General features: G+C 74.6%; 20 protein-coding genes. 6 read left to right on the top strand and 14 right to left on the bottom strand.

Annotated elements, in window-relative coordinates:
- Positions 1-78: 78 nt before the first annotated feature.
- A complete protein-coding gene (locus ACZ6O5_RS14465; protein ID WP_465977343.1) occupies positions 79-1,299 on the bottom strand; it encodes a S8 family peptidase in 1,221 nt (406 codons plus the stop codon).
- Between the two features lie 182 nt (positions 1,300-1,481).
- On the opposite strand from ACZ6O5_RS14465, the gene ACZ6O5_RS14460 reads away from it, so the two are divergent.
- Positions 1,482-2,966 carry a DUF7782 domain-containing protein gene (locus ACZ6O5_RS14460; RefSeq protein ID WP_465977341.1) on the top strand — a complete coding sequence of 495 codons (1,485 nt, stop codon included), beginning with the start codon at positions 1,482-1,484 and terminating at the stop codon, positions 2,964-2,966.
- Entirely contained in the window at positions 2,966-3,388 is a 423-nt protein-coding gene (gene dtd, locus ACZ6O5_RS14455; protein ID WP_281935358.1) for a D-aminoacyl-tRNA deacylase, read from the top strand. Before ACZ6O5_RS14460 ends, dtd begins: the two co-directional genes overlap by 1 nt.
- Before the next feature lie 16 nt (positions 3,389-3,404).
- Here dtd and ACZ6O5_RS14450 read toward each other — a convergent pair whose 3' ends face one another.
- A complete protein-coding gene (locus ACZ6O5_RS14450) occupies positions 3,405-4,193 on the bottom strand; it encodes a sporulation protein (protein WP_396776071.1) in 789 nt (262 codons plus the stop codon).
- Positions 4,194-4,415: 222 nt separating this feature from the next.
- Here ACZ6O5_RS14450 and sigB point away from each other — a divergent pair, with 222 nt between their 5' ends.
- Positions 4,416-5,402 carry an RNA polymerase sigma factor SigB gene (gene sigB / locus ACZ6O5_RS14445; RefSeq protein ID WP_465977338.1) on the top strand — a complete coding sequence of 329 codons (987 nt, stop codon included), beginning with the start codon at positions 4,416-4,418 and terminating at the stop codon, positions 5,400-5,402.
- A 110-nt stretch (positions 5,403-5,512) separates the two neighbouring features.
- On the opposite strand, the gene ACZ6O5_RS14440 is transcribed toward sigB, so the two are convergent.
- The 3 genes from ACZ6O5_RS14440 to ACZ6O5_RS14430 are packed head-to-tail and all read right to left on the bottom strand — an operon-like array spanning position 5,513 to position 10,178.
- A complete protein-coding gene (locus ACZ6O5_RS14440; RefSeq protein WP_465977868.1) occupies positions 5,513-8,095 on the bottom strand; it encodes a bifunctional acetate--CoA ligase family protein/GNAT family N-acetyltransferase in 2,583 nt (860 codons plus the stop codon).
- Complete coding sequence (locus ACZ6O5_RS14435; RefSeq protein WP_465977336.1) at positions 8,092-9,273, bottom strand: acetoin utilization protein AcuC; 1,182 nt, start codon at positions 9,271-9,273, stop codon at positions 8,092-8,094. The genes ACZ6O5_RS14440 and ACZ6O5_RS14435 overlap by 4 nt, the downstream gene beginning before the upstream one ends.
- A 47-nt stretch (positions 9,274-9,320) precedes the next feature.
- Positions 9,321-10,178, bottom strand: coding sequence for a sulfurtransferase (locus tag ACZ6O5_RS14430; RefSeq protein ID WP_465977334.1), 858 nt, complete (start codon positions 10,176-10,178; stop codon positions 9,321-9,323).
- Between the two features lie 132 nt (positions 10,179-10,310).
- On the opposite strand from ACZ6O5_RS14430, the gene ACZ6O5_RS14425 reads away from it, so the two are divergent.
- Positions 10,311-11,009: a metal-dependent transcriptional regulator gene (locus ACZ6O5_RS14425; RefSeq protein ID WP_465977332.1), complete on the top strand. Its 699-nt coding sequence runs from the start codon at positions 10,311-10,313 to the stop codon at positions 11,007-11,009.
- A gap of 50 nt (positions 11,010-11,059) precedes the next feature.
- Here the strand turns inward: ACZ6O5_RS14425 and ACZ6O5_RS14420 are convergent, their stop codons facing one another.
- The 3 genes from ACZ6O5_RS14420 to ACZ6O5_RS14410 form a co-directional block, all read right to left on the bottom strand.
- Positions 11,060-11,611 carry a hypothetical protein gene (locus ACZ6O5_RS14420; RefSeq protein ID WP_465977330.1) on the bottom strand — a complete coding sequence of 184 codons (552 nt, stop codon included), beginning with the start codon at positions 11,609-11,611 and terminating at the stop codon, positions 11,060-11,062.
- Positions 11,612-11,699: 88 nt separating this feature from the next.
- Positions 11,700-12,608, bottom strand: coding sequence for a hypothetical protein (locus ACZ6O5_RS14415; RefSeq protein ID WP_465977328.1), 909 nt, complete (start codon positions 12,606-12,608; stop codon positions 11,700-11,702).
- Positions 12,605-13,039, bottom strand: a complete 435-nt coding sequence (locus ACZ6O5_RS14410; RefSeq protein ID WP_465977326.1) for a hypothetical protein — start codon at positions 13,037-13,039, stop codon at positions 12,605-12,607. The genes ACZ6O5_RS14415 and ACZ6O5_RS14410 overlap by 4 nt, the downstream gene beginning before the upstream one ends.
- Positions 13,040-13,181: 142 nt before the next feature.
- On the opposite strand from ACZ6O5_RS14410, the gene ACZ6O5_RS14405 reads away from it, so the two are divergent.
- Complete coding sequence (locus tag ACZ6O5_RS14405) at positions 13,182-16,622, top strand: CHAT domain-containing protein (RefSeq protein WP_465977324.1); 3,441 nt, start codon at positions 13,182-13,184, stop codon at positions 16,620-16,622.
- 47 nt (positions 16,623-16,669) lie between these two features.
- Here ACZ6O5_RS14405 and ACZ6O5_RS14400 read toward each other — a convergent pair whose 3' ends face one another.
- From ACZ6O5_RS14400 to ACZ6O5_RS14385, 4 genes are all read right to left on the bottom strand, one after another.
- Entirely contained in the window at positions 16,670-17,809 is a 1,140-nt protein-coding gene (locus ACZ6O5_RS14400) for a tetratricopeptide repeat protein (RefSeq protein WP_465977322.1), read from the bottom strand.
- Between the two features lie 129 nt (positions 17,810-17,938).
- Positions 17,939-18,172, bottom strand: coding sequence for a DUF5522 domain-containing protein (locus tag ACZ6O5_RS14395; RefSeq protein ID WP_465977320.1), 234 nt, complete (start codon positions 18,170-18,172; stop codon positions 17,939-17,941).
- A 96-nt stretch (positions 18,173-18,268) separates the two neighbouring features.
- Complete coding sequence (locus ACZ6O5_RS14390; protein WP_465977318.1) at positions 18,269-19,246, bottom strand: asparaginase; 978 nt, start codon at positions 19,244-19,246, stop codon at positions 18,269-18,271.
- On the bottom strand, positions 19,243-19,884 hold the full coding sequence (locus ACZ6O5_RS14385; RefSeq protein WP_465977316.1) for a class I SAM-dependent DNA methyltransferase: 642 nt from the start codon (positions 19,882-19,884) through the stop codon (positions 19,243-19,245). Before ACZ6O5_RS14385 ends, ACZ6O5_RS14390 begins: the two co-directional genes overlap by 4 nt.
- Positions 19,885-20,116: 232 nt before the next feature.
- Between ACZ6O5_RS14385 and ACZ6O5_RS14380 the strand changes: the two genes are divergently transcribed.
- Entirely contained in the window at positions 20,117-20,653 is a 537-nt protein-coding gene (locus ACZ6O5_RS14380; protein WP_465977314.1) for a hypothetical protein, read from the top strand.
- A 24-nt stretch (positions 20,654-20,677) separates the two neighbouring features.
- Here the strand turns inward: ACZ6O5_RS14380 and ACZ6O5_RS14375 are convergent, their stop codons facing one another.
- Both ACZ6O5_RS14375 and ACZ6O5_RS14370 read right to left on the bottom strand, forming a co-directional pair.
- A complete protein-coding gene (locus ACZ6O5_RS14375) occupies positions 20,678-21,613 on the bottom strand; it encodes a DUF2332 family protein (protein ID WP_465977312.1) in 936 nt (311 codons plus the stop codon).
- 209 nt (positions 21,614-21,822) lie between these two features.
- Complete coding sequence (locus ACZ6O5_RS14370; RefSeq protein ID WP_465977310.1) at positions 21,823-24,687, bottom strand: vitamin B12-dependent ribonucleotide reductase; 2,865 nt, start codon at positions 24,685-24,687, stop codon at positions 21,823-21,825.
- Positions 24,688-24,722: the final 35 nt, after the last annotated feature.

The raw sequence follows: 24,722 nt of genomic DNA, 5'->3' as shown, positions 1-24,722 counted from the left end.
CCGACTCTCCGACACACGGCACGACGCGGCCCGGTGGACTCCACTCGAATCCACCGGGCCGCGGTCAGCCGACGGGTGTCAGTTGACGACGAAGAGCAGCCGGTTCGGCGAGCCCGTGCCCGGGCTGGTCACCTTGCCGGTGGTGGCGTTGCTGGTCAGGTAGCTGGCCACCTGCGCCGGGGTGTAGGACGGGTTCGCCGACAGCACCAGCGCCGCCGCGCCTGCCACGTGCGGCGACGCCATCGAGGTGCCGCTGATGGTGTTGGTCGAGGTGTCGCTGGTGCGCCACGCCGACGTGATCGACGAGCCCGGCGCGAAGATGTCCACGCAGGTGCCGTAGTTGGAGAAGGACGACCGCGCGTCGCTGCTGGTGGTGGAGCCCACCGTGATCGCCGAGGCGACCCGGGCCGGCGAGGAGTTGCAGGCGTTGGCGCTGGAGTTGCCGGCGGCGAGCGCGTACGTGATGCCGGAGCTGATCGAGTTGGCCACCGCGTTGTCCAGCGTGGTGCTGACGCCGCCGCCGAGGCTCATGTTCGCCACGGCCGGCTTGACCGCGTTCGAGGTGACCCAGTTGACGCCGTTGACCACGCCGGCGGTGCTGCCGCTGCCGGAGCAGTTGAGCACCTTGACCGCGATCAGGCGGACGCCCTTGGCCACGCCGTAGGTGCTGCCGCCGACCGTGCCGGCGACGTGCGTACCGTGGCCGTTGCAGTCGGTGTTGTTGCTGTCCACCGTGTTGGTGCCCCAGGTGGCCCGGCCGCCGAACTGGCTGTGCGTGGTCCGGATGCCGGTGTCGATGATGTACGCGCGCACGTTGGTGGCGGTGTTCGGGTAGGTGTAGGTGCTGTTGAGCGGCAGGCTGCGCTGGTCGATGCGGTCCAGCCCCCAGGTGGCGCCGGTCTGGGTGCCCTGGACGGTCACCCGGCGGTCCTGCTCGACGTACGCGACGGCCGGGTCGGCGGCCAGCCGGCGCGCCTGTCCGATGCTCATCTTCGCGTTGTAGCCGGTGAGCGCGGCGCTCCACACCGTGGCGACACTGCCGCCGTAGCGCTTCGCCAGGCCGGCGGCCCGCTCCGGCACGGCGGTACGCGCGGTGCGGCTGTTCGCGGCGCCGACCGCGTCGCCCTTGAGCACGACCAGGTAGCTGCCGCTGACGGCGTCGGCGGCGCCGGCGAACCGGACCTGACCGGTCGGCGCGGCGAGGGCCGGGGTGGAGGCGGCGGCGGTGAGGGCCGCGGCGGCGGCCGTGACGGCGAGCGCGTGCAGCACGCGACGCCGGGGAACGGACACGTCGGGCATCGTCTGGCTCCCTACCGGGCGGGCCGGTTCGTGGCCGGCGGGCCGCCCATCGACGGATGTTGACGGGAATGCTAACCACACATCGATGCTCATAAAAGAGATAGTTGCCGGGTAATACCGTCTGCCGGCCGGATCCGGCGGGTGCGCGCCGCGCCGGGCGGCGGTCGGGGCAGGATGGCCACGTGGACCGTCACGACATGCTGCTCTCCCCCGCCGGGGTCGACGCGCTGCGCACCGCGCTGACGCTTGCCGACTTCACCGCCAACGGCATCGCCGGGCGGCTCGGCTCGCAGGCCACCGGCGGCGTCGCCCGCAACGACTACCGGGCCGCGCTGCGCGCCACCGAGGACCGCGACCGGCTGGGCACGCTGATCCGGGTGTTCATCTGCGACCGCACCGAGCCGGAGCCGGTGGTGGCCGCCGCGTTGGCGCCACTGACCGTGGACGAGGCGCTCGCCGGCGGCATCGTCGAGCGGCACGGCGACGGCCTGCGCGCCGGCGTCGACCTGGAGCCGTACGCCGACGACTGGTGGGTGCTCGCCGACGTGCCGGCCAGCGCCCGACCCGGCCGGCCGCTGCACGCCGAGCACGTGCTGGGCATCGGCGGGGCCACCCAGACGCTGATCGGCGCCGCCGTACGCCGCCCGGTGGAGACCGCGCTGGACCTCGGCACCGGCTCCGGCGTCCAGGCGCTGCACCTGGGCACCCACGCCCGCCGGGTCACCGCCACCGACGTCTCGGAGCGGGCGCTGCGCTTCGCCGCCACCACCGCCGCGCTCAACGGGCAGGACTGGGAGCTGCTCCGCGGCGACCTGGTCGCCCCGGTCGCCGGACGCCGCTTCGACCTGGTGGTCAGCAACCCGCCGTTCGTGGTCGGCCCCGGCACCACCACCCACGTCTACCGCGACTCCGGGCGGGTCGGCGACGCGATCGGCGCCGAACTGGCCGCCGCCGCGCCGCACCTGCTCACCGACGGCGGCACCATGCAGTACCTGGCGAACTGGGTGCACGTCACCGGCGAGGACTGGGCCGACCGGGTCACCGGCTGGTTCGCCGGCACCGGGCTGGACGCCTGGGTCATCCAGCGCGAGGTGGCCGACCCGATGGCGTACGTCAACCTCTGGCTCACCGACGTCGGGGAGAGCGCCGACCCGCAGCGGATGGAAGCCTGGCTGGACTGGTTCGACGCGCACAAGGTGGAGGCGATCGGCTTCGGCCTCGTGTCGCTGCGCCGGGCCGGCCACGACCAGCCGATCGTCCGGGTCGAGGACCTGCGCCAGCGGGTCGAACCGCCGCTCGGCGACCGGATCGCCGAATGGTTCGACAGGCAGGACTGGCTGCGCGCCCGGGACACCGACGGGGTGCTGGCCGCCCGCTACCGCGCCGCCGACGGGCTCCAGCTCCGCCAGGAGGCCACCATGGGCGACGACGGCTGGGCGGTGGACCGGCAGATCCTCGCCGCGCCGCGCGGACTGCGCTGGTCCGAGGAGATCGACCCGCTGGTGCTCGCCCTGGTCGGCGGCGCGGACGGCCGGCTGCCGCTGCGCGACCAGCTCGCCCTGCTCGCCGCCGCGCACGACGTGGCTCCGGACGAGCTGGCCGAGGCGGCCGGGCCGATCGTGGCGCACCTGGTCGAGCGCGGTCTCGTCGAGCCGGTGACGGACTGATGCGGGCGCTGGTGCAGACCGTCGCCCGGGCCTCCGTCACGGTCGACGGCGCGGTGGTCGGCGAGATCACCGACGGGCTGCTGGTGCTGGTCGGCGTCACCCACGCCGACACCCGGCAGGTGGCCGCCACCATGGCCCGCAAGCTGCACGAGCTGCGCATCCTGGACGACGAGCGCAGCGCCGCGGACACCGGGGCGCCGCTGCTCGTGGTCAGTCAGTTCACGCTCTACGGCGACGCCCGCAAGGGCCGGCGGCCGAGCTGGACCGCCGCTGCCCCGGCGGACGTCGCCGAGCCGCTCGTCGACGCCGTGGTCGAGGAGCTGCGCGCCCGCGGCGCGACGGTGGCGACCGGTCGGTTCCGCACCCACATGCTGGTGGAGAGCGTGAACGTCGGCCCCCGCTCGCTCCTGCTGGACCTGTGAGCGCCCGCGTCGCCGCCTAGAAGAACAGGCCCCGCCGGGACAACGACTGGCGGAGCCAGCCGTCGAGCTGGGCGGCCCAGTCGGTGCGGTCCGCCGTGGCGTGATCGACGGTGAACCGGCCGAACGCGTCCCGGCCCTCGGTGAACAGGCCGCCCCGCTTGTCCATCTCCAGCACCACCTGCACCTGCTGCGGGTCGGTGACGAAGGTGACCTCGAGCTGGTTCATCGCGCCAGCGTACTGCGGCGCCGGATAGAACTCGATCTCCTGGTAGAACGGCAACTGCTGGCGTACGCCGTAGATGTGGCCCCGCTCGACGTCGGCGCGGGCGAACCGGAAGCCCAACCGCAGCAGCGCCTCCAGCAGCCGCTCCTGGGCCGGCAGCGGGTGCACCGCGACCGCGTCCAGGTCACCGGAGTCCACCGCCCGGGCCACCTCCAGCTCGGTCCGCAGCCCCATGGTCATGCCGTGCAGGTGCTGGCCGTACAGGTCGGTCAGCGGCGTCTCCCAGGGCACCTGGAAGCGGAACGGCACGTCGTGGCGCTGCCCCGGCGCCAATTGGAACGCGCCGGTGAGCTGGAGCCGGCCGAACTCCTGGTTGGTGTTGTACTCCGAGTCGCCGCTCTCCACCTCCACCCGGGTGAGCAGGCCGAGCGAGATCCAGCTCACGTCCACCGGGTGGTCGCCGCCGACCACCTGGACCCGGCCCTCCAGCTGACCGCCGGGACGGCAGTTCGGGTTGGCCAGCACCGTCTGCACCGACGGCCCGCCCACCCCCATCGCCTGCATGAGCCGCTTGAAGACCACCTGAGTTCTCCGATCGCCGGTTCCTCCCCGGCCCTGCCGGCCGGTTCGCTGGCACGGTAGCCGGACGGGACAAGCGACACCCACGTTCCCCCCGGATTCGTGTCGGGTCCCCGATCGCCTCACTCCCGTCTCACGCCCCGGTTGCGAAGCTGTTTGTCACCGGCCCCCACCGCGCCGGCGGCACGGGCCGGTACGGCACGTAGGACACGGGGAGAGACAGAGATGACCCAGCAGATGATCGAGCACCAGGACATGGACGTCACCCTCACGGACCTGGACGCCACCGACGACCGCGGCGTCTCCACCGACCTGGTCCGGGCCTACCTGAACGGCATCGGCCGCACCAAGCTGCTCACCGCGGCGCAGGAGGTCGAGCTGAGCAGGCGGATCGAGGCCGGCCTCTTCGCCGAGGAGAAGCTCGCCACCTGCACGCCGGTCTCCGCCGAGCTGCGCGCGGACCTGGCGCTGGTCGCGGCCGAGGGACGCGCCGCCAAGGACCACCTGCTGGAGGCGAACCTCCGCCTGGTGGTGAGCATCGCCAAGCGCTACACCGGGCGCGGGATGGCCTTCCTCGACCTGATCCAGGAGGGCAACCTCGGCCTCATCCGCGCGGTCGAGAAGTTCGACTACACCAAGGGCTTCAAGTTCTCCACGTACGCCACCTGGTGGATCCGCCAGGCCATCACCCGCGCGATGGCCGACCAGGCCCGCACCATCCGCATCCCGGTGCACATGGTCGAGCAGGTCAACCGGATGGTCCGGGTGCGCCGCGAGCTGTCCGTGACGCTGGGTCGCGAGCCCACCGTCGCCGAGGTCGCCACCGCGCTGGAGGTCCCCGAGTACCAGGTGATCGAGCTGATCTCGTTCGACCGGGAGCCGGTGAGCCTGGACCAGGCGGTCGGCGAGGACGGCGAGAGCGCGCTCGGGGACTTCGTCGCCGCCGTCGACCCGCGTACCGAGCCGGGCGACGCCGCCGCCAACGGCGAGCTGCGCAACGAGGTGCGGATCGTGCTGGCCACCCTCTCCCAGCGGGAGCAGGCCGTGATCCGGCTGCGCTTCGGCCTGGACGACGGCCGGCAGCGCACCCTGGACGAGGTGGGCCGCGAGTTCGGGCTGTCCCGGGAGCGGATCCGGCAGATCGAGAAGGTGACGCTGCTCAAGCTGCGCGACCCGGAGCGGGCGAACCGGCTGGAGGCGTACGCCTGCTGACCGAGCACCAAGCCCCGACAGGCCCCGGCGGTTCGCCGGGGCCTGTCGCGCGTGATCCCCGGTGAGAAGGGGCCCCTTCTCTACCGGAGGCGTTAACAGGGGGCCCGTCCTTACAGGCGGCGGGGGCCGGTGTCGGGGCGCGGTGAATCTGGGCCGGTGCGGATGGTGGCGTGCAGCACGGAGATGCCGTCCGGACGGGCGAGCACCGGGTTGAGCCGCAGCGCGCGTACCCGGGGCTGCTCGTCGGCCAGCCGCCCGACCCGCAGCAGCAGGTCGACGAGCGCCGCCCGGTCCACCGGGGCGGCACCCCGGTGCCCGTGCAGCAGCGGCGCGGCGCGCGGCTCGTCGACCAGCTCGGCGGCGTCCCGGTCGGTCAGCGGCACCGCCCGCCAGGCCCGGTCGCCGAGCAGTTCGGTCGCCACCCCGCCCAACCCGAACCCGACCACCGGGCCGAACGCCGGATCCTCCACCAACTCCACCACGCACGCCACACCCGGCGGCACCATCGGCTGCACCAGCACCTCCGCGCCGAACCCCGAAGCCATCTCGGCGTACGCGCGGCGCACCGCCCCGGCGTCGGCCAGGTCGAGCCGGACCGCGCCCAGGTCCAGGCGGTGGCGCAGCCCCGGGGCGGCCGCCTTGAGCGCCACCGGCCAGCCGAGCCGCTCCCCCGCCGCCACCGCCTCCTCGGCCGAACCGGCCGGCACGGACGCCACCACGTCGATCCCGTACGCGGCGAGCAGCGTCGCCGGATCCGCACCGTCCGGGCCCCACGCCGCCTGCCCGGCCGCCCGGTCGACCCGGGCCAGCTCGGGCAGCACGCCCGGCGGCCGACGCAGCCAGTCCGCGTACCGGGCGACCCGGGCCAGCGCCCGCACCGCCTCCTCCACGCTCGGGTACGTCGGCACCCCGGTCGGCGCCCGCCCGGCGAGGAACGTCGCCACCACCGGCTTGCCGGTGGCCCGCGCGTCCGGCAGCGCCGCCGCGAAGTCCGCCTCCGGATCGGTGAGCTGACCGGGCAGCGGCGGCGCGAACACCGCCACCACGGCGTCCACCCGGTCGTCCGCCGCCGCAGCGGCGAGCGCGGCGGCGTACGCGGCCGCGCCGCCGGTCGGCCCGACGTCGTGCGGGTACCCGTCGACGACGGTCAGCCCCTGCCCGGCGCCGGCGGTCGCGGCCAGCCCGGTCAACGCCGACGAGTTGCCGACCACGGCGACCCGCCGTCCGGCCGGCAGCGGCTGGTGGGCCAGCAGCACACCCACGTCGAGCAGCTCCGCGACCGTGTCCACCCGGAGCACGCCGGACTGCGCGAACAGCGCGCTCACCGCGGCGGCGTCCAGCGCCGGCGCCTCGCCCACCCCGGGCGACCGGGCCAGCGACGCCAGCGCCACCACCGGCTTGCTCCGGCCGATGTGCCGGGCCAACCGGGCGAACTTGCGCGGATTGCCGAACGTCTCCAGGTAGAGCGTGATCACGTCGGTGCCCGGGTCGTCCTGCCAGTACTGCAACAGGTCGTTGCCGGACACGTCGGCCCGGTTGCCGGCCGAGACGAAACTCGACACGCCGAGCCCGCGCCGGGACGCCTCGGCCAGCAACGCCACCCCGAACGCGCCGGACTGGCTGAACACGCCCACCCGCCCGGGCGCCGGCAACGCCGGCGCGAGCGTGGCGTTCATGCGTACCGCCGGGTCGGTGTTGGCGACGCCGAGGCAGTTCGGGCCGACCACCCGCATGCCGGCCAGGTGCGCGGCCCGGACCAGGGCCCGCTGCGCCGCCGCCCCGGCCGGGCCGGCCTCGGCGAACCCGGCCGAGATCACCACCAGCCCGTGCGCGCCCGCGTGGGCGGCGTCCCGCACCACGTCGTGCACCGCGTCCGGCGCGACCACCACCACGGCCAGGTCGACGTCGAGACCGGCGTCGGCCGCCGACCGGTACGCCGGCAGCCCGGCCACCGTCGCCGCGCTCGGGTGCACCGGGACGAGCGCGCCGGTGAACCCACCGTCCCGCAGGTGCCCGAGCAGCGCCGCGCCGACGCCCTGGCCGGTGGTACTGGCGCCGTAGACGGCGATGCCGCGCGGGGCGAGCAGCCGGGCGATGGACCGCGCCTCGGTGCGGTGCTCCCGGCCACGCTGCACCGCGAGCGTCGCCTCGGTGGCCGCGATCGGGAAGCTCAGGTGCACCACGCCGTCGGCGTACTGGCGCTGCACCTGGTAACCGAAGTCGGCGAAGACCCGCAGCATCGTCCCGTTCGCCGGCAGCACCTCGGCGACGAAGTGCCCGATGCCGTGCCGGCCGGCCGCGTCCGCGAGGTGCTCCAGCAGCACCGAGCCGATGCCCCGCCCCTGGTAGGCGTCCTCCACCACGAACGCCACCTCGGCCTCCGGCGAGGCGGGACCGAGCCGCTCGTACCGGCCGACGGCCACGATCCGCTCGCCGGCCAGCACCACGAACGCCTCCCGGTCGCGGTGGTCCACCGTGACGAACCGCTTCAGGTCCCGCTCCGGGATGCGCGGATACGGCGAGAAGTAGCGCAGGTAGCGGGTGCGCTCGGAGAACCGGGCGTGCATCGCCACGATCGCCGCCGCGTCGTCCGGGCGGATCTGCCGCAGCTGGACGGTCGTGCCGTCGCTGAGCAGCACGTCCACCGGTTGTTCGACTGTGGTCACCGGTCGGTCCTCCCCACCGCCGCTCAGTCGCGCGGATCGTACGGGTCGAGGCCGAGCAGCGGGAAGACGGCCTTGCGGGTGGCCGCGACCGCCCGGTCCACCGCGTTCGGCTCGCCGCTGGGCTGCCAGGGCTGGAACTCCGGATCGACGTCGTCGGTCATCCGCAGCGGGATGTCGTGCCCGGGCCGCCGGCGCGCGGCCAGCTCCCGCCAGCCCGGCGGGGTGAGCGTGGCCGGGTCCAGCGGCTCACCGGTGGCCACCGCGAGCAGGTGCGTCCAGGCCCGGGGCACCACCTCGACCAACGCGTACCCGCCGCCGCCGGTGGCCACCCAGCGGCCCTCGCACAGCTCGTCGGCGAGCGCCCGCAACGCCCGGTAGGTGGCCCGCTGCCCGTCCACGGACAGGTGCAGGTCGGCCAGCGGGTCGGCTCGGTGCCCATCCGCCCCGCACTGGGTGACGAGCACCTGCGGCCGGAACGCGCGCAGCACCGACGGCACCACCGCGTGGAACGCGCGCTGCCAGCCGGCGTCGCCGACCCCCGGCGGCAACGGCACGTTGACCGCGCTGCCCTCCGCGCCGGGCCCGCCGGTCTCGTCCGGGAAACCGGTGCCGGGGAAGAGCGCCAGCGGGGTCTCGTGCAGGCTGACCGTGAGCACCCGCGGGTCCCGGTAGAACATCTCCTGCACCCCGTCGCCGTGGTGCACGTCCACGTCGACGTACGCGATCCGTTCCGCGCCCAGGTCGAGCAGGCGGGCGATGGCCACCGCCGGATCGTTGTAGACGCAGAAGCCGGCCGCCCGGGCCGGCATGGCGTGGTGCAGGCCGCCGGCCACGTTCACCGCGCGCCGCGCCTCGCCCCGCCAGACCGCCTCGGCGGCGGCCACGGTGGCGCCGGCGATCAGCGCGCTGGACTCGTGCATCCCGTCGAAGACCGGATTGTCCGAGGTGCCGAGCCCGAAGCCGGCGAAGAGCGGGTCACGCGGCGCGGCCCGGACCGCGTCCAGATAGGCCGGATCGTGCACCCGGGTGAGGAGCGCGTCGTCGGCCGGCTCCGGCCTGACCAGGCGCACGCCCGGTCGGTCGAGCACGCCCAGCTCGCGGGCGAGCGCCATGGTCAGCTCGACGCGGACCGGGTCGAGGGGGTGGTCCCCCATGTCGTAGGCGAGGAGGGCGGAGTCCCACACCACCACCGTGTCGTCGGCCATGCGGCCATCGTCGCACGTGCGCGCGGACGCGCCCACCAACTGCGCACTCACTGACCGGTGGCGCCACCGGTCGCCACCGGACGGTCCGGGTCGGCCACCCAGCCGCTCCACGAGCCCACGTACAGCGCCGCGTCCGGCCGGCCGGCCAGGTGCAGCGCCAGCACCGTCTGCGCGGCGGTCACCCCGGAGCCGCAGTACGCCCCGACCGGCGCGTCCCCGCGCACCCCCGCCTCGGCGAACCGCGCGCGCAGCGCCTCCGCGGCCGGGAACCGGCCCTGGGTCACGTACTCCGGGGCGGGCAGGTTCACCGCGCCGGGAACGTGCCCGGCGACCGGATCCACCGGCTCGTTCTCGCCCCGGTAGCGCGGCGCGGCCCGCACGTCGAGCAGCACCGCGTCCTCGGCGGCGGCGAGCCGGGCGGCCTGCCCGGCGTCGAGCACCGGCAACGCGCCCGGGGTGACGGTCACGTCGCCGGGCGTGGGCTCGGGCGTCGCGGTGTCCACCGGCAGGCCGGCGGCGGCCCAGGCCGGGAAGCCGCCGTGCAGCACCCGCACCGGCCGGTGCCCCGCCCAGCGCAGCGTCCACCAGGCCCGGGCGGCGGACATCCCGTCGCCGCCGTCGTACACCACCACGGGGTGACCGGCGCGGACGCCGGCCGCCCGCAGCGCGGCCTGCAACGCGGCGGGGTCGGGCAGCGGGTGCCGCCCGGCGGCGCCCGGACGCCCGCACAGCTCGGTGTCCAGGTCGACGAAGACGGCGCCGGGCAGGTGGCCGGCGGCGTAGTCGGCGCGGCCGGGCGGTCCGGTCAGCCGCCAGCGGACGTCGAGCAGGACGGGCGGGTCGGCGCGGTCGAGTTCGGCGGCGAGCCGGTCCGGCTCGACCAGCAACTCTGCGGTTCCGGACATGCGGCCCAGTCAACACCATCCGGCGCCGATCCGACCCGCACCGCCCGCTCCGGGCCGGGGCCGGTCGTGGTGTTGGCAGCTCAGGGGCGGCTCGTGAGACACTGGAGATTCCGGTTCGTTCCTCGCTTACGGGTGATAAAGATAAACGCTCACTCACTGGTCGATACGACCGAAATGTACCTGCGCACCATCCTCGAGCTGGAGGAAGAGGGTGTGCCGCCGCTGCGCGCCCGCATCGCCGAGCGGCTGCGGCAGAGCGGCCCGACCGTCAGCCAGACCGTCGCCCGGATGGAGCGCGACGGCCTGCTCACCGTCGAGGGCGACCGGCACCTGGCCCTCACCGCGCTGGGCCGCGGCACCGCGGTCTCGGTGATGCGCAAGCACCGGCTGGCCGAGCTGCTGCTGGTCAACGTGATCGGGATGCCCTACGAGGAGGCCCACGAGGAGGCCTGCCGCTGGGAGCACGTGATGAGCGACGCGGTGGAGAAGCGGGTCTACGACCTGCTCAACCGCCCGACCCGGTCGCCGTACGGCAACCCGATCCCGGGGCTGGAGGAGCTGGGCGACCCCGGCCAGCCGCCGGCCGAGACGATCGAGAGCGAGCGGAACCTGGCCTTCCCGGGCCTGTCCGGCTCGGTGGTGGTGCGGCGGATCTGCGAGAGCGTGCAGACCGACGCGGACGTGCTCCGGCAGTTGCACGCGGCGGGCGTCGACCCGGGCGCGACCGTCACCGTGGCGCAGGAGCGCGACGGCGTCTCCATCGACCGTTCCGGCGACCGGGTGCGGCTGCCCCGCGAGGTGGCCTCCCGCGTCTTCGTCGCGGCCCGCTGACCGGCCGGATCACGGCCCACCGACCGGCCGCTGGGCTCACACCGCTGGGCTCACAACTGCCGGGTGTCGATCACCTTGGCCAGCGCGACCAGCTTTCCGGTCGCCTGCGCCGCCTCCGCCGCGGCGGTCCCCTCGGGGCTGGTCCAGCGCAGGCTGGCGAGCCGGTCCTCGGCGGCCAGCCAGCCCACCTCCGCGGCCGGGCCGCTGTGCGCGGTCCTCGGCAGCGTCCGCCGGTAAGCGATCTTGCCGAGCTTGGTGACCTTCGTCGCCCCGCTGGGCTGCACGTCGGCGGTGAACGTCGCCACGTCGATCGACGTGTCCGTCACCGCGAGCGTCAGCTCCGGCAGCACCGCGCCCTGGGCACGGACCACGCAGGTGTGGGTGTCGCCCTGGTCGGTGGCGGCGGCCACGTCGAACGTGCCGCCGGTGTGCTCGGCGATCACCGCGAAGTCGAGCAGCCGGCACGCCCCGCCGGAGGAGGCGGCGGCGACCTCGGCCACCGGCGGCGGGGCCGCCGGCACGGCCACCGGGGACCTGTCGTCGGCGCAGCCGGCGGCGAGCAGGGCGGCCGAGACGGCCAGCCAGGTACTACGGGCACGCACGGGAAGACCTCCGCGGTCGGCGGCGGGGCCGGCCCGCCGGAGTTCCGTCGGACACCGTACGGCCCGCCCAGCGGGCAGGGAAGCCCGGTCACGTGCCCTTGCGCAGGATCCGCGTCACGACCTCCCCGTCGCCGGGCGTGAAGCGCCCGTCGACCGGATGCCCCAGGGCGACCGCCAGCGCCGACGCGTGCAGGTCGACGGTGGCCTCGACGAGCTGCGCGAGATTTCCCATCGACGCCCGACCGCGCCACCAGCCCACCACCCACGCCCCTGCGCCCACCACCGCCGCCGGCCACCACCACAGGCCGAGAAGAAGATAGAGACCGCCCCAACCGGCCAGCCGGCCGGCGGCGGCGAACTCGGCCTGTGCCCGGGCGAGGGCGCCGCGGACCTCGTCCGGCACGGTCAGCCAGAGCCGGGGCCACGCGGAGGCGAGATCCAGGTCGTACGCGATCCGCACCCGCTCGTCCACCGCGTGCATCCGGTCACCCATCCAGGTGGGCAGGCGCGGTTCGACAAGCGAGATCCGGTCGCGGGCGGCGGCCAGCGCCGCCGTGTCCGGCACCGCCGGCGGGGGATCCGAGGGGCGCACGCCACGCCGCCGGCGTGCCTTCTCGGTCAGCGCGTCCTCGTACCGGGTGACCGCGTCCCGCCACCGGCGTCGGCGGCGGCGCACCACGGGCCGCCCGATCGGGCCCCAGGTGGCGGTCCAGCCGTAGGTCACCACCCGCCCCAGCCCCTGCGCGAGCGCGGCGGCGGCCACCGCGCCGGCCACCACCGCGACGGCGAGGAGCGCGACCGCGCCGTTGCCGCGTCCCGTGACCGCGTCACCGAGATGGTCCACGGCGGCGGCCAGCGCGTCGACGTCCGACCACCGGTCGTGCCCGAGCCGGCCGGCCACCGCCACCGCGCAGACGAAGACCACCCCGGGCAGCAGGAGGGCCTGCAACCACCGTTCGGCGAGTTTGCCCCCGAGCGAGGTGACGAACGCGGTCATCGGTCCTGCCGATCCAACCGGAGCGGACGCGCCCAGACCGCGCACGACGGCGCGGCCGGGATCCCGAGACGCCGGATCTCCGCCCGGTCACACAGGTTGCCCGGGCAGACGTACACCTCTTCGAGGGGTCGACCGCGGCCGATCACGGGCAGCCCGGTGAAGACGTCCGGCAACGGCTCGGCGCCGCGGGCGGCACCGAGCACACCGGTCAGTCCGTGCCGACCCAGGAGATCCACCAACTCGTCCAGCGCCTCGCGGACCGCGTCCTCGGTGACGCGGTCGGCGCGCAACCGGCTGAGGAGCGGTTCCGCCTCCGGCCCGGCGGGGTCGACGAGGTCGGCGACGTCGACCAGGTCCGCGCAGACGCGGGCCACGTCCGCGGCGGTCGAGTCGCTGATCCGGTGGCCTGGTGGCCGCTGCGCGTGGCTCATCGGCATCTGCTCCCGTCCCGCCGCTGGCAAATTGACCGCCCGCGATCACCGCGGGGCGGGCGACAGGGCCGACAGTAGTGGCCGGGGCCAACGGCTGCGAGGATTGACGTCGTTGAGTCGGACGCTGTCGACCGGGGGTGACATGACATCTGCCGACGACCTGGTCGCCAGCCGCCTGTGGGAGGGGGTCCGCCTGCTCCAGGCGTACCCCGACGACCGTGATCCGAGCCGCCTGGACCGCGCCGAGGAGCTGCTGCGCTGGGTCCTGCGACACGGTTCCCGCGAGGCCCGGCCGGGCGTCGCGCAGAACCTCTCGATCGTCGCCGTGCTGCGGTGGGAGAGCGATCCGCGACGACACCACCTGGACGAGGCGATCACCCTGCTGCGGTTCGCGCTCGACACCACCGACGACCCGGGCCTCGAATCGCTCTGCCGTCATCAACTCGCCACCGCCCTGCGCCGGCACGCCGGTCCGGACGAGGTGGACGAGGCGGTCGAACTCTTCCGCCGCCTCGTCCGGCCCGCCACCGGTGGGCAGCCAGACCTCGACCATCTCGTCGGCGCGGCGGAGACGCTCCAGGCCCGGTACCGGTCCGACCGGCGGCGCTCCACGGACCTGGCCGAGGCCATCGACCTGTACGGGCGGGTGCTCGCGGTGGCCGCGCCGGACGACCCGCGCCGGAACGGCTGGCTACGCACCTGGGCGGACGGACTGGTGATCCGGTGGGAGACGCAGAGTTCCGAGGCGCTTGTCGACGAGACGGTGGATGCCTCGCGGGCCATGCTCGACCTGCACCCCGCCGGCGTTCCGGGCCACGCCTACTGCCAGTTCGGCCTGGGCGAGGCCCTGCTCCGCCGGTACCGGCTGGGCCACGACCCGGTGGACCTGGAGGAGTCCGTGGTCCTGCTCCGCCAGGCCGCCCACGCGACCGCGCCGGACGACGACGACGCCGTGCCGATCGCCGTGGTGCTGTCCGAGGCGCTCATGGCCAGGGCCGGCCGGGCCGGCGACACCGCGCCCCTCGACGTCGCGTCGGCCGTGCTGGCGGCCACCGGCGCGATCGACGACGCCGACCACCCCCACCACACCGCGGTGCTGCTCCAGTCGGCCGGGGCGCGGCTGATGGCCTACCAGCTCGGCGGGGCCCTTCCGGCGCTGGACGAGGCGATCGGGTACGCCCGGCGGGCCCTCGCGGCAGCCGGGGACGACGGCACCATGAACCTGACAGCCGCCGGTGGGCGACTCGCCGAGGCGTTGCGGCACCGGCACCAGGTGACCGGTGAACCCGCCGACCTGGACGAGGCGATCGACGCGCTGCGGGCGGTGCTGACCCGGCCCTCGAACGCCAACCGCACGGCTGCGACCGTCCAGCTCGCCCTCTGCCTGCTCACCCGGGCCGAGACCACCCGGCACACCGCCGACCCCGAACACGCGGTCGACATCCTGGGCGCCGAGCTGGCCCGACTGGAGCGGGACGGCGCGCCGGACCACCACCGGCGGCTGACCCTGCGTCATCTCGGGGCCGCCCTGATGCAGCTCTACCGCCGTCGGCCCGAGCCGGAGACCCTGGCGCGGGCCGCCGACGCGTACCTCGCCATCCCCGAGGGCGTCGACGAGGGGCATCCCGACTCGATCGCGGCCATCGTCGACGCGGCCGACCTGGCCCAGATCATCCACCGGGAGACCGGAGACGAGGCGTCGCTGGACCTGGCGGTCGGCCTCTCCCGGCGCGTGCTCCACCTCGCCGGGCCGACCGACCCGCAGCGCCGCGTTCTCGTCGACAAGCTCGGCTACGCGCTGCGCAAGCGCTACGACGCCCGGGGCGAACCCGCCGACCTGCGCGAGTGCATCGAGCTGATGCGGGAGGCGACCGCCCTGTTCCCCGCGTCGCACCCCGGTCAGATGGCGACCCGGTTCTCCCTCGTCCAGGCGCTGCGCGCCGAGCACCTGCGCACCGGCGAGCCGGACACGTTGCGGGAGGCGGAGCGGGTGGCCACCGTCGCCACCGAGGTGCCGGCGGCCCCGGTCTCCCGACGCGTCGAGGCGTGGGCGGCGCTCGGCCACGTACACGCCTCACTCGGCCGGTGGGAGGCGGCGACCGACGCGCTGGCCACGGCGGTCGCGTTGCTGCCGAGACTCGCCTCCCGCGACCGCCTGCGGGTCGACCAGCACCACGACCTGGCCGGTACCGCCGGGCTCGGCGGCGCCGCCGCCGCGTCCGCGCTGACCGCCGGGCGACCGGACCGCGCCCTCGAACTGCTGGAGCAGGGGCGCGGGGTGCTGTTGAGCCGCCGTCTCACCGCCCGGGGCGGCCTGGCGGAGCTGTGGCTCGCCGATGCTGGACTGGCCCGGGAGTACGTGCGGCTGCGTCGGGAGATGGACGCCCCGGAGCCGGACCCGCGCGGCGCGTACGAGGATGGTCGGCGTCGGGAGTCCGAGTGGACCGCGCTGCTGCGGCGGGTCCGTGCCCTACCCGGCCTGGCGGACTTCCTGCGTCCGGCCACCGCCGCCGAGTTGCTGGCCGGTGTCGGCGACGAGCCCGTGGTGGTGGTCACCCTGAGCCTGTACCGCTGCGACGCACTCGTTCTGCGACGGGGCCGCCTGACGGTACTGCCGCTGCCGGAGCTGAGCATCGAGACGGCCGCCGCCAACGTCGACCGGCTGCGCACGGCGACCGGGCAGGCCCACGACCCCGGCGCCCGGGCCCGCGACCGGTTGGCGGCGCAACAGGTCGTCCGAGAGATCCTCGACTGGCTGTGGCGGGTCGCCGTGCGGCCGGTCCTCGATCATCTGGGCTTCGACGCCGTCGCCGACGGGTCCGGTGTCCGGCCCCGGCTGTGGTGGTGCCCCACCGGCCCGACGGCGTTCTTCCCGCTGCACGCCGCCGAGCCCGCCGCCGCGGTCCGCGACGGCGCACTGGATCGGGTGGTCTCCTCCTACACCTCGACGGTCGAGGCGCTCCGCAGGCTGCGGTCGACCCCTCCGACGGGTCGGGGCGGGACCCGCACCTATGTGGTGGCCATGCCCGAGACCCCCGGGGGGTTCACGGCGTTGCCCGCCGCCTCACGGGAGGCGGCGACCGTCGCCGCCAACCGGCCCGACGTCGAGATCGACACGGGTGTGGCGGCGACCCGCGAGCGGGTGCTCCGCGGCCTGTCGTCCGCCACCCACGTCCATCTCGCCTGCCACGCGCTCGGCGACCCGCACGATCCCGCGATGGGCCGGCTGCTCGGTCACGACCACGCCGAGCATCCGCTGACCGTCGACGACATCGCCAACCTCGGGCTGGAACACAGCCAGCTCGCGTTCCTGGCCGCCTGCTCCACCACCCGGTCCACCCTGGAACTCGCCGACGAGGCGGTGCACATCACCGGCGCGTTCCAGATCGCCGGCTTCCGGCACGTGATCGGCACGCTGTGGGAGACCGACGACGCCGCCTCACTGGAGATCGTCCGGCGTTTCTACTCGGTGCCGGCGGGCCGGTCGCCGGCGTACGCGCTGCACGAGGCGGCACGCGCGCTCCGCGACCGGTATCGGCTCGCCCCCACGCTGTGGGCCACGCACGTCCACCTGGGCCCGTGACCGCCCCCGGGCCGACCACGCGCAGGGGGTCGTGCCCGGGAGCGTCGTCACCGGCCGCCGGCGACCGCCGCGACCAGTTCCCGCGCCTGCCCGGTCTGCGGGTGCCCGGGTCCGAGCGCCCGCTCGCAGGCGGCGAGGCACTCGCGGGCCTCCTGTCGGGCCCGCGCCCGCGGTCCTTCGTGCACGAGCAGCTCCACCAGCCCGATCCGGGCGGCGAGGGTCAGCGGATGCTCGGCGCCGAACGTCCGGACGAAGTCGGGTACCGCCGCGTCCAGCGTCCGTACCGCCTCCGCGGTCCGGCCGTTCCGGCTCAGCGCGTTGGCCAGCCCGTGCCGGGCGTGCAGGGTCGCCGGGTCGCGCGGACCGAGCGCCTGCTCGGCGTCCGCCGCCACCTCCGTGACGACGCGGAGCGCGTCGCGGACCCGGTCGAGGCTCAGCAGCAACGTGGCCTGGTTGCTGCGGGCCTGGAGGGTGACCCGGGCCCGCCGTCCCTCGGTGCGGCGCAGCCCGGCCACCACTTCGGCGCAGAGCCGTTCGGCCTCCGCCAGCTCGCCCAGCGAGTGCAACGCGCTCATCAGGCTCATCTTGCTGAGCAGGGTGCGGGAGGCGGTCGGCCCTTCGGACCGGACCAGGCTCTCGGCTACCGCGCGGTGGGTCCGCTCCGCCTCGCCCGGCCGGCCGAGCCGGTGCAGCATCTCCCCCAGGTTGGTGCCGCTGGCGAGCGTGTCGGGATGGTCCGGGCCGAGGACCTCGCGTCGGCGGTCGTACACCTCCCGCTGCACCTTCGCCGCCTCGGCGTCCCGACCGAGCGTCTGCAGGGCGAACCCGAGGCTGTGCTGGGTGGCGAGGGTGTCGGGGTGCTTCGGCCCGAGAGCGGCCCGCTGCACGCCGAGGACGGACCGGTACGCCGACACCGCCTCCGCCACCTCGCCCTGTGCCATCAGGGTCTGTGCGTAGGCGCGGCCGGCCGCGATGGTGCGCGGGTCGTCGTCGCCGTACTCCTCGGCGGCGTGGTCACGTCTCAGCGCCGAGCTGATCGTCGGCCCGAGCGTGATCTCGATGACGGGATGTCCGTCCGGCGCCGTCCTGGAGGTGACCGTGAACGGCTTGTCCGGGCCGTCGCGGCGCGGTGGTTGCCGGTCGTCCGCCCGGGCGGACGACCACAGCCGCCTCCAGAACCCACTCATGTGACGTCCCTCCGACAGCCCGGATCGGCCGGGTCTCGACGTCTCTCGATGTTCGCACGCGGGCGCAACCCCTGGTGTTCAGTCCGGCACGCTGCGGATCCACACCGTCCACGCGCCGGAACGGCGGCCCTAGTCGGCCACGTACGGGCAGTGCCGGCATCCTCGCCCGCAGCACGTGCCCCGGCGGGCCAGGAAGCCGGCGCTGAGCACGAAGAGGCCGGTCTCCGGGTCCGGGTAGCCGGCCTCCCCGGCGGCCAGCGCGGCGGCGTGCGCCGCCAGGATCCGCGCCCGCCCCGGGTGCGCGGGCGGCAGCCGCGACGGGTGCGGCTCGGTCAACGGACGGTCCGCCAGCTCGTCACTCACCGCTGGAGTGTAAGGAGGGGCCCCCGGTTAACGTCTCCCGCATAGGCGGGGCCCCTTGTTAACGGCAGGTGTTAAGAAGGGGCCCGGCCTTACACCTCAGCCGTGCCGCGCGAACGCCTCGGCGACGGCGCCGGAGTCCGCGCCGGCGGCGAGCAGCAGCCGCAGCAGCACCTTCGCCTTGTACGGGTGGAGCAGCCCGCCGTCGACCAGCCCGCGCCGCCGCAGGTCCCGCTCCGAGCCGACCGCGCCGTAGGTGTCCCGCAACACCGACCCGGCCCCGGTGCGCGAGGTCAGCACCACCGGCATCCGTCCGGCCAGTGCGCCCAGCGCCGGGGCGAACGCCGGCGGCACGTGCCCGACCCCGAACCCGGCCACCACCAGCCCGTCCCGACCGGCGGCGAGCGCGTCGAGCAGCGCCACGTCGTCGTCGAGCGTGACCGTGTGCAGCGCCACCCGGACGGCGGCCAGCCGGTCACGGCCCACCGCCGGCAGCGGCGCGTGCCGGGGCGGCCGGGTGAGCACGCGTACCCGCCCCTCGATCACGTGCCCGAGCGGCCCGGCGTCCGGCGAGGCGAACGTGGCCGTACCGGTGCTGTGGGTCTTGCGGACGAACCGCGCGGCGTGGATCTCGTCGTTCATCGCGACCAGCACGCCGAGGTCCCGCGCGGCCGGCGCGGCGGCGACCCGGGCCGCCGCGAGCAGGTTCGCCGGCCCGTCCGGGCCGGCCAGCGTCGGGTTGCGCATCGCGCCGGTGAACACCAGCGGCGCGGCGCGCGCCCAGACCAGGTCGGCCAGGAACGCGGTCTCCTCCAGCGTGTCGGTGCCCTGGGTGACCACCACGCCGGTCGCCCCGCCGTCGACCGCGGCGGCCGCCGCGTCCACCAGATCGAGGATCTGCCGGTACGCGAGCGCGGCGCTGGGCACCGCCTCGACGTCGCGCACGTCGAGCGGGATGTCGGCGAGCCCGGGTACGGCGGCGGTGAGGTCGGCGCCGGTGAGCCGGGTGACCACTCCCCCGGCGCCGGTGCCGGCCATCGCGATGGTCCCGCCGAGGGTGAACAGCGCGACGGTCATCCGTCGGCCCGCCGCGCGAGCAGGAATGCCTGGGGCTGGCGCTCCGCGCCGACCGGCGCCCGGAGCAGCGTGGCGGTCACCGCGAGCCCCGCGGCGGTGAGCTGCGCGGCCAGGCGTTCCGGCGGCAGCCAGTGCACGTCGTACGCGACCGCGTGCCCGTAGGCCTGTGCCCGCCGGTCGACCCGGTCGCCGACCTTCACCGCGAGCAGCAGGTGGCCGCCCGGGACGAGCGCCCGGTGGAAGCCGGCGAAGACCTCGGGCAGCAGCTCCGGCGGGAGGTGGATGATCGAGTACCAGGCGACGAGCCCGGCCAGGGACGCGTCGGCCGCGACCGGTTCCGTCATCGAGCCGATTTCGAAGCGCAGCTCCGGGTGGGTCCGGCGGGCCACCGCCACCATGCCGGGCGACAGGTCGACGCCGGCCACGTCGAGGCCGAGGCGGCGCAGGTGGGCGGTGACCCGGCCGGTGCCGCAGCCGACCTCCAGCACCGGTCGACCCGGGCCCACCGTCTCGGCGAACGCGGTCAGCACGGCCCGGTCCAGCGGCGGCTCCACCACGTCGGGCAGCAGCCGCGCGTAGTCCTCGGCGACGGTGTCGTAGGCGTCCCGGTTCTCCACCAGCCAGCGCGGTTCGACCACCCCGCGACCCTACCGGCCCCGCTCCGCCCCACCCCGTCCCTCCACCCCCACGCTCGCCTTCCCGGAAAGCGTGGCCATTCGGGCCCCGGATGACCACCCTTTCCGCGAAACAGGGCGGACGGGTGGTGGGGTGGTGGAGGTGGTGGTGGGTCGGGATGTGGACGGGGGCGGACCGCGAGATCCGGGGTGGCGTGGCGCTGTTACCGTCGCCGCGACCGTCCAAGGAGGACAGATGACGAGATCGGCCGCGGCGATCGTGGTTACCGGCGCGCTGCTGGCCGTCGCCGGCTGCGGCACCGACGAGACGGCGACGCCTGACGAACTGCGCGACCCCTGCGCGCTGCTCCCGGCCGACCTGCTGACCCGGCTCGCGCCGGGCGCGTCGCCCAGTGCCTCGGCGAACCTCGGTGACCGCAGCGGCTCCCGGGAGTGCGCGGTCGACCTGACCAGCGGCACCACCATGCGCGGCGACCTGGTCGTCACCGTGGCCGTCGACGCCGAGGGCATGTACGACGACCGGTGGCGACGGGACCGGTGCGCGCGGATCGGGAGCGACCTGACCGGCGACGGGCCGGGCGACAACTCCTGCGTGGCGGTGCGCCCGTGGGACGGCGGGGAGACCCGGTTCGACGGCTGGGCCTGGCGCGGTGACAGGTACGAGGTGCGCGTCGCGTACCAGGTGGTCGAGCCGAAGACGCTGCCGGCCGGCGCGGAGGCCGACCTGCGCGGGGTGCTCGCCGCCGCGGTCGACTCGCTGCCCACGGGCTGACCGTCGGGCCGGCCGCGGCGGCCGTCAGCCGAACCAGGTGGCCGCCTGCCCGTGGCCCCGCGTCCAGGCCAGCGGTCGGCCGTCGAGCGCGAGCAGGTTGTGGAAGCCGCCGTCCGGCGGGTCGGGGACGCCCGCCGGCGGCAGCACGGTCGGGTCCTCGTTGGCGAGCCAGTGCCCGGGCAGCGTCCGGACCAGCTCGGTGAAGGCCGTCCGGCGGACCGGCGGCACCTGGTAGAGCACCGAACTGTGGAAGATCACCAGCGTCGCGCCGGCCGGGGCGCGGGCCGCCAGCGCCGGCAGGTCGTCGACCAGGTCACCGCGGACCAGCAGCGGTGGGTCGGCCCCGGCGACTGCCGCCGCCGCGCGCAGCCGTTGGCGCCGGTGCGTGTGTTCGGGCCAGATCAACGCGTCCAGCCAGGCCAGGTCCGACGGGTCGGTGACGTCGAGCGGGTTCATGTCGAGCCCGGCCCGCCACACCACCTCCGGCCGCCGGTCGGGCGGGGCGACGCCGGTGAGCGTGCAGTCGAGCGCCGGCTCGCCGTCGCCGATCCGTCGGTCGCCGTAGCGGTAGGCGTACCGGTCCGGGTAGAGGCACAGGCCGGCGGAGGCGCCCACCTCCAGCAGCGCCAGCGGCTGCGGCAACGCGGCGAGCGCCGGCAGCAGCACCGCGCAGCGGCCGGCCTCGTTGGTCTGCGTGGCCCGGACCCGCATCTGCGCCGCGATCTCCGGCCAGTGCGCCAGCACGTGCGCGCGGAACGCCGCCGGGTCGTCCACCGGGCCGCCGCGCAACCGGACCACACCGAAGAGCAGGTTCGGCTGACGCTTCGCCGGCGGCAGCGTGTCGAGCATCGCGAGCAGTTCCGGGTCGCGCGCCACGGCCCGCGACAACCGTTCGTACGCCGGAGACACGCCGCGTGCCTCGCGGTCGGCGAACATCCGGTAGGTGTCGGCGGTACTCATCCCCCGAGCATCGCAGTTCGCCGCGCGCCCGGGGTCTGTGACGGTGCCCACTGCCGGGTGGGATCGGGCCGGGCGCCGGTGAGTCGTTTCCGCTCTCAGCTCGACAGGCGTCCCCGGCCAGGTGCTCCCCGACCGCGCGGGCGGGGCACGAACGCCGCGAGCGCGGCAGGGAAACCCCTGCCGCGCTCGCCGGACGTGCGGTGGAACTCTCAGCTACAACCGCTGGTGGAGCCGCAGCCCTCGCAGACGTAGCAGCTACCGGCCGGACGCATCTTGGTGCCGCAGGTGAAGCAGAGCGGCGCGTCCGCGGCCTTGCCGATCACGGCCTCCAGCAGTTCGGTGCTGGAACCCACCGCCGGCGCCGGCTTGGCGGCGGCGACACTCGCCGTCTCCTGTGCCGGCTGGGCCACCGGGCCGGTCTTCGGCTCGGGCGCCTCGACCGGGGCGGAGGCGGCCATCGCGGTGAGGTCCGCACCGCTCGCCTCCGCCTCCGCCTCGGCCCGGAGCTGGGCGGCCCGCTCCTTGGCGGTGAAGATGCCCAGCTCCGCGCGGCGCTCGTACGGCAGGAAGTCCAGCGCCAGGCGACGGAAGATGTAGTCCATCACCGAGGCGGCCATCCGCACGTCCGGGTCGTCGGTCATGCCGGCCGGCTCGAAGCGCATGTTGGTGAACTTGCTGACGTACGTCTCCAGCGGGACGCCGTACTGGAGACCGATGGAGATGGCCACCGAGAAGGCGTCCATCACGCCGGCCAGGGTCGAGCCCTGCTTCGACATCTTGAGGAAGACCTCGCCGAGGCCGTCGTCCGGGTAGGACGAGGCGGTGAGGTAGCCCTCGGCGCCGCCGACCGAGAACGAGACCGTCTGCGACGGGCGCTTCTTCGGCAGCCGCTTGCGCACCGGGCGGTACTCGACGACCTTCTCCACGACCTTCTCGGCCTCGGCCACCCGGGCCGGGGTCTCGGCGGCGCCCTTGTTCGGCTTGGCGACCGACAGCGGCTGGCCCACCTTGCAGTTGTCCCGGTAGATCGCCAGCGCCTTGAGGCCGAGCTTCCAGCCCTCGTAGTAGATCTTCTCGACGTCCGCGACGGTCGCCTGCTCCGGCATGTTGACCGTCTTGGAGATGGCGCCGGAGATGAACGGCTGGACCGCCGCCATCATCCGCACGTGCCCCATCGGCGCGATGGACCGCTCACCCATGGCACAGTCGAAGACCGGGTAGTGCTCCGGCTTCAGGCCGGGGGCGTCCACCACGTGCCCGTGGTCGGCGATGTGCTCGACGATCGCCTCGACCTGCTCCTCGGGGTAACCGAGGCTGCGCAGGGCGCGCGGCACGGTCTGGTTGACGATCTGCATCGAGCCGCCGCCGACCAGCTTCTTGAACTTGACAAGCGCCAGGTCCGGCTCGACGCCGGTGGTGTCGCAGTCCATCATCAGGCCGATGGTGCCGGTCGGGGCGAGCACGCTGGCCTGCGAGTTGCGCCAGCCGTTCCGGTCGCCGAGCTTGTTGCCGAGCGTCCACTGCTTCGTCGCCTCGCGCTGCACGGCGGTGCCCACGGTGCCGGTCGGCTTGATGCTGTCGTTGGCGGCGGCGTGCTTGCGCATGACGCGCTTGTGCGGCTCGGCGTTGCGGGCGTAGCCGTCGTACGGGCCGACAATGCCGGCCAGCTCGGCGGAGCGGCGGTAGGCGGTGCCGGTCATCAACGAGGTGATCGCCGCGGACACCTCCCGTCCCTGCTCCGAGTCGTACGGCAGGCCGGAGGCCATCAGCAGGGCGCCCAGGTTGGCGTACCCGATGCCGAGCTGCCGGTAGGCGCGGGTGGTCTCCCCGATCTTCTCCGTCGGGAAGTCGGCGAAGCAGATCGAGATGTCCATCGCGGTGATGACGAACTCGACCGACCGGACGAACTTCTCCACCTCGAAGCCGCCGTCGGCGCGGAGGAACTTCATCAGGTTCAGCGAGGCCAGGTTGCACGAGGAGTTGTCCAGGTGCAGGTACTCCGAGCACGGGTTCGACGCGGTGATCCGCCCGGTCTCCGGGCAGGTGTGCCAGTCGTTGATGGTGTCGTCGTACTGGAGGCCGGGGTCGGCGCACTCCCAGGCGGCCTGGGAGATGGTGTGGAACAGCTTCTTGGCGTCGATCGTCTCGATGGTCTGCCCGTCGAGCCGGCCGCGCAGGTCGAAGCCGCCGCCGTTCTCCACCGCGGTCATGAACTCGTCGGAGACGCGGACCGAGTTGTTGGCGTTCTGGTACTGCACGCTGACGATGTCGGCGCCGCCCAGGTCCATGTCGAACCCGGCGTCCCGCAGCGCGCGGATCTTGTCCTCCTCGCGCGCCTTGGTCGCCACGAACTCCTCGATGTCCGGGTGGTCCACGTCGAGGATGACCATCTTGGCCGCGCGCCGGGTGGCGCCACCGGACTTGATGGTGCCGGCGGACGCGTCCGCGCCGCGCATGAAGCTGACCGGACCGGAGGCGGTGCCGCCGGAGGAGAGCAGCTCCTTCGAGGACCGGATGCGGGAGAGGTTCACCCCGGCGCCCGAGCCGCCCTGGAAGATCCGCCCCTCCTCCTTGTACCAGTCGAGGATCGAGTCCATCGAGTCGTCGACGGCCAGGATGAAGCAGGCGCTGACCTGCTGCGGCGACGGCGTGCCGACGTTGAACCAGACCGGCGAGTTGAAGCTGAACACCTGGTGCAGCAGCATCCAGGTCAGCTCGTGCGCGAACACCTCCGCGTCGGCCGGGGAGGCGAAGTAGCCGTACTCCTCACCGGCGGTGCGGTAGGTGTCGACCACCCGGTCGATCAGCTGCTTGAGCGACCACTCCCGCTCCGGGGTCCCCACCGCGCCCCGGAAGTACTTCGTGGTCACGATGTTGGCCGCGTTGACCGACCAGGACTCGGGGAACTCCACCCCGCGCTGCTCGAAGTTGATCGAGCCGTCCCGCCAGTTCGTCATGACGACGTCGCGGCGCTCCCAGGCGACCTCGTCGTAGGGATGCACCCCCTCGGTCGTCCAGACGCGCTCGGTCTTCAGCCCCGCCCCGGCCTTGTTCCGTGACTTGCTGGTCGTCACGCCCTCGCCCCCTCGTCGGCACGGTCACCCACCGC

It is taken from the genome of Micromonospora sp. NPDC049201 (assembly GCF_055586805.1).
Note: the sequence above shows the minus strand (reverse complement) of the source record. Positions and strands in the feature narration are given on the sequence as shown.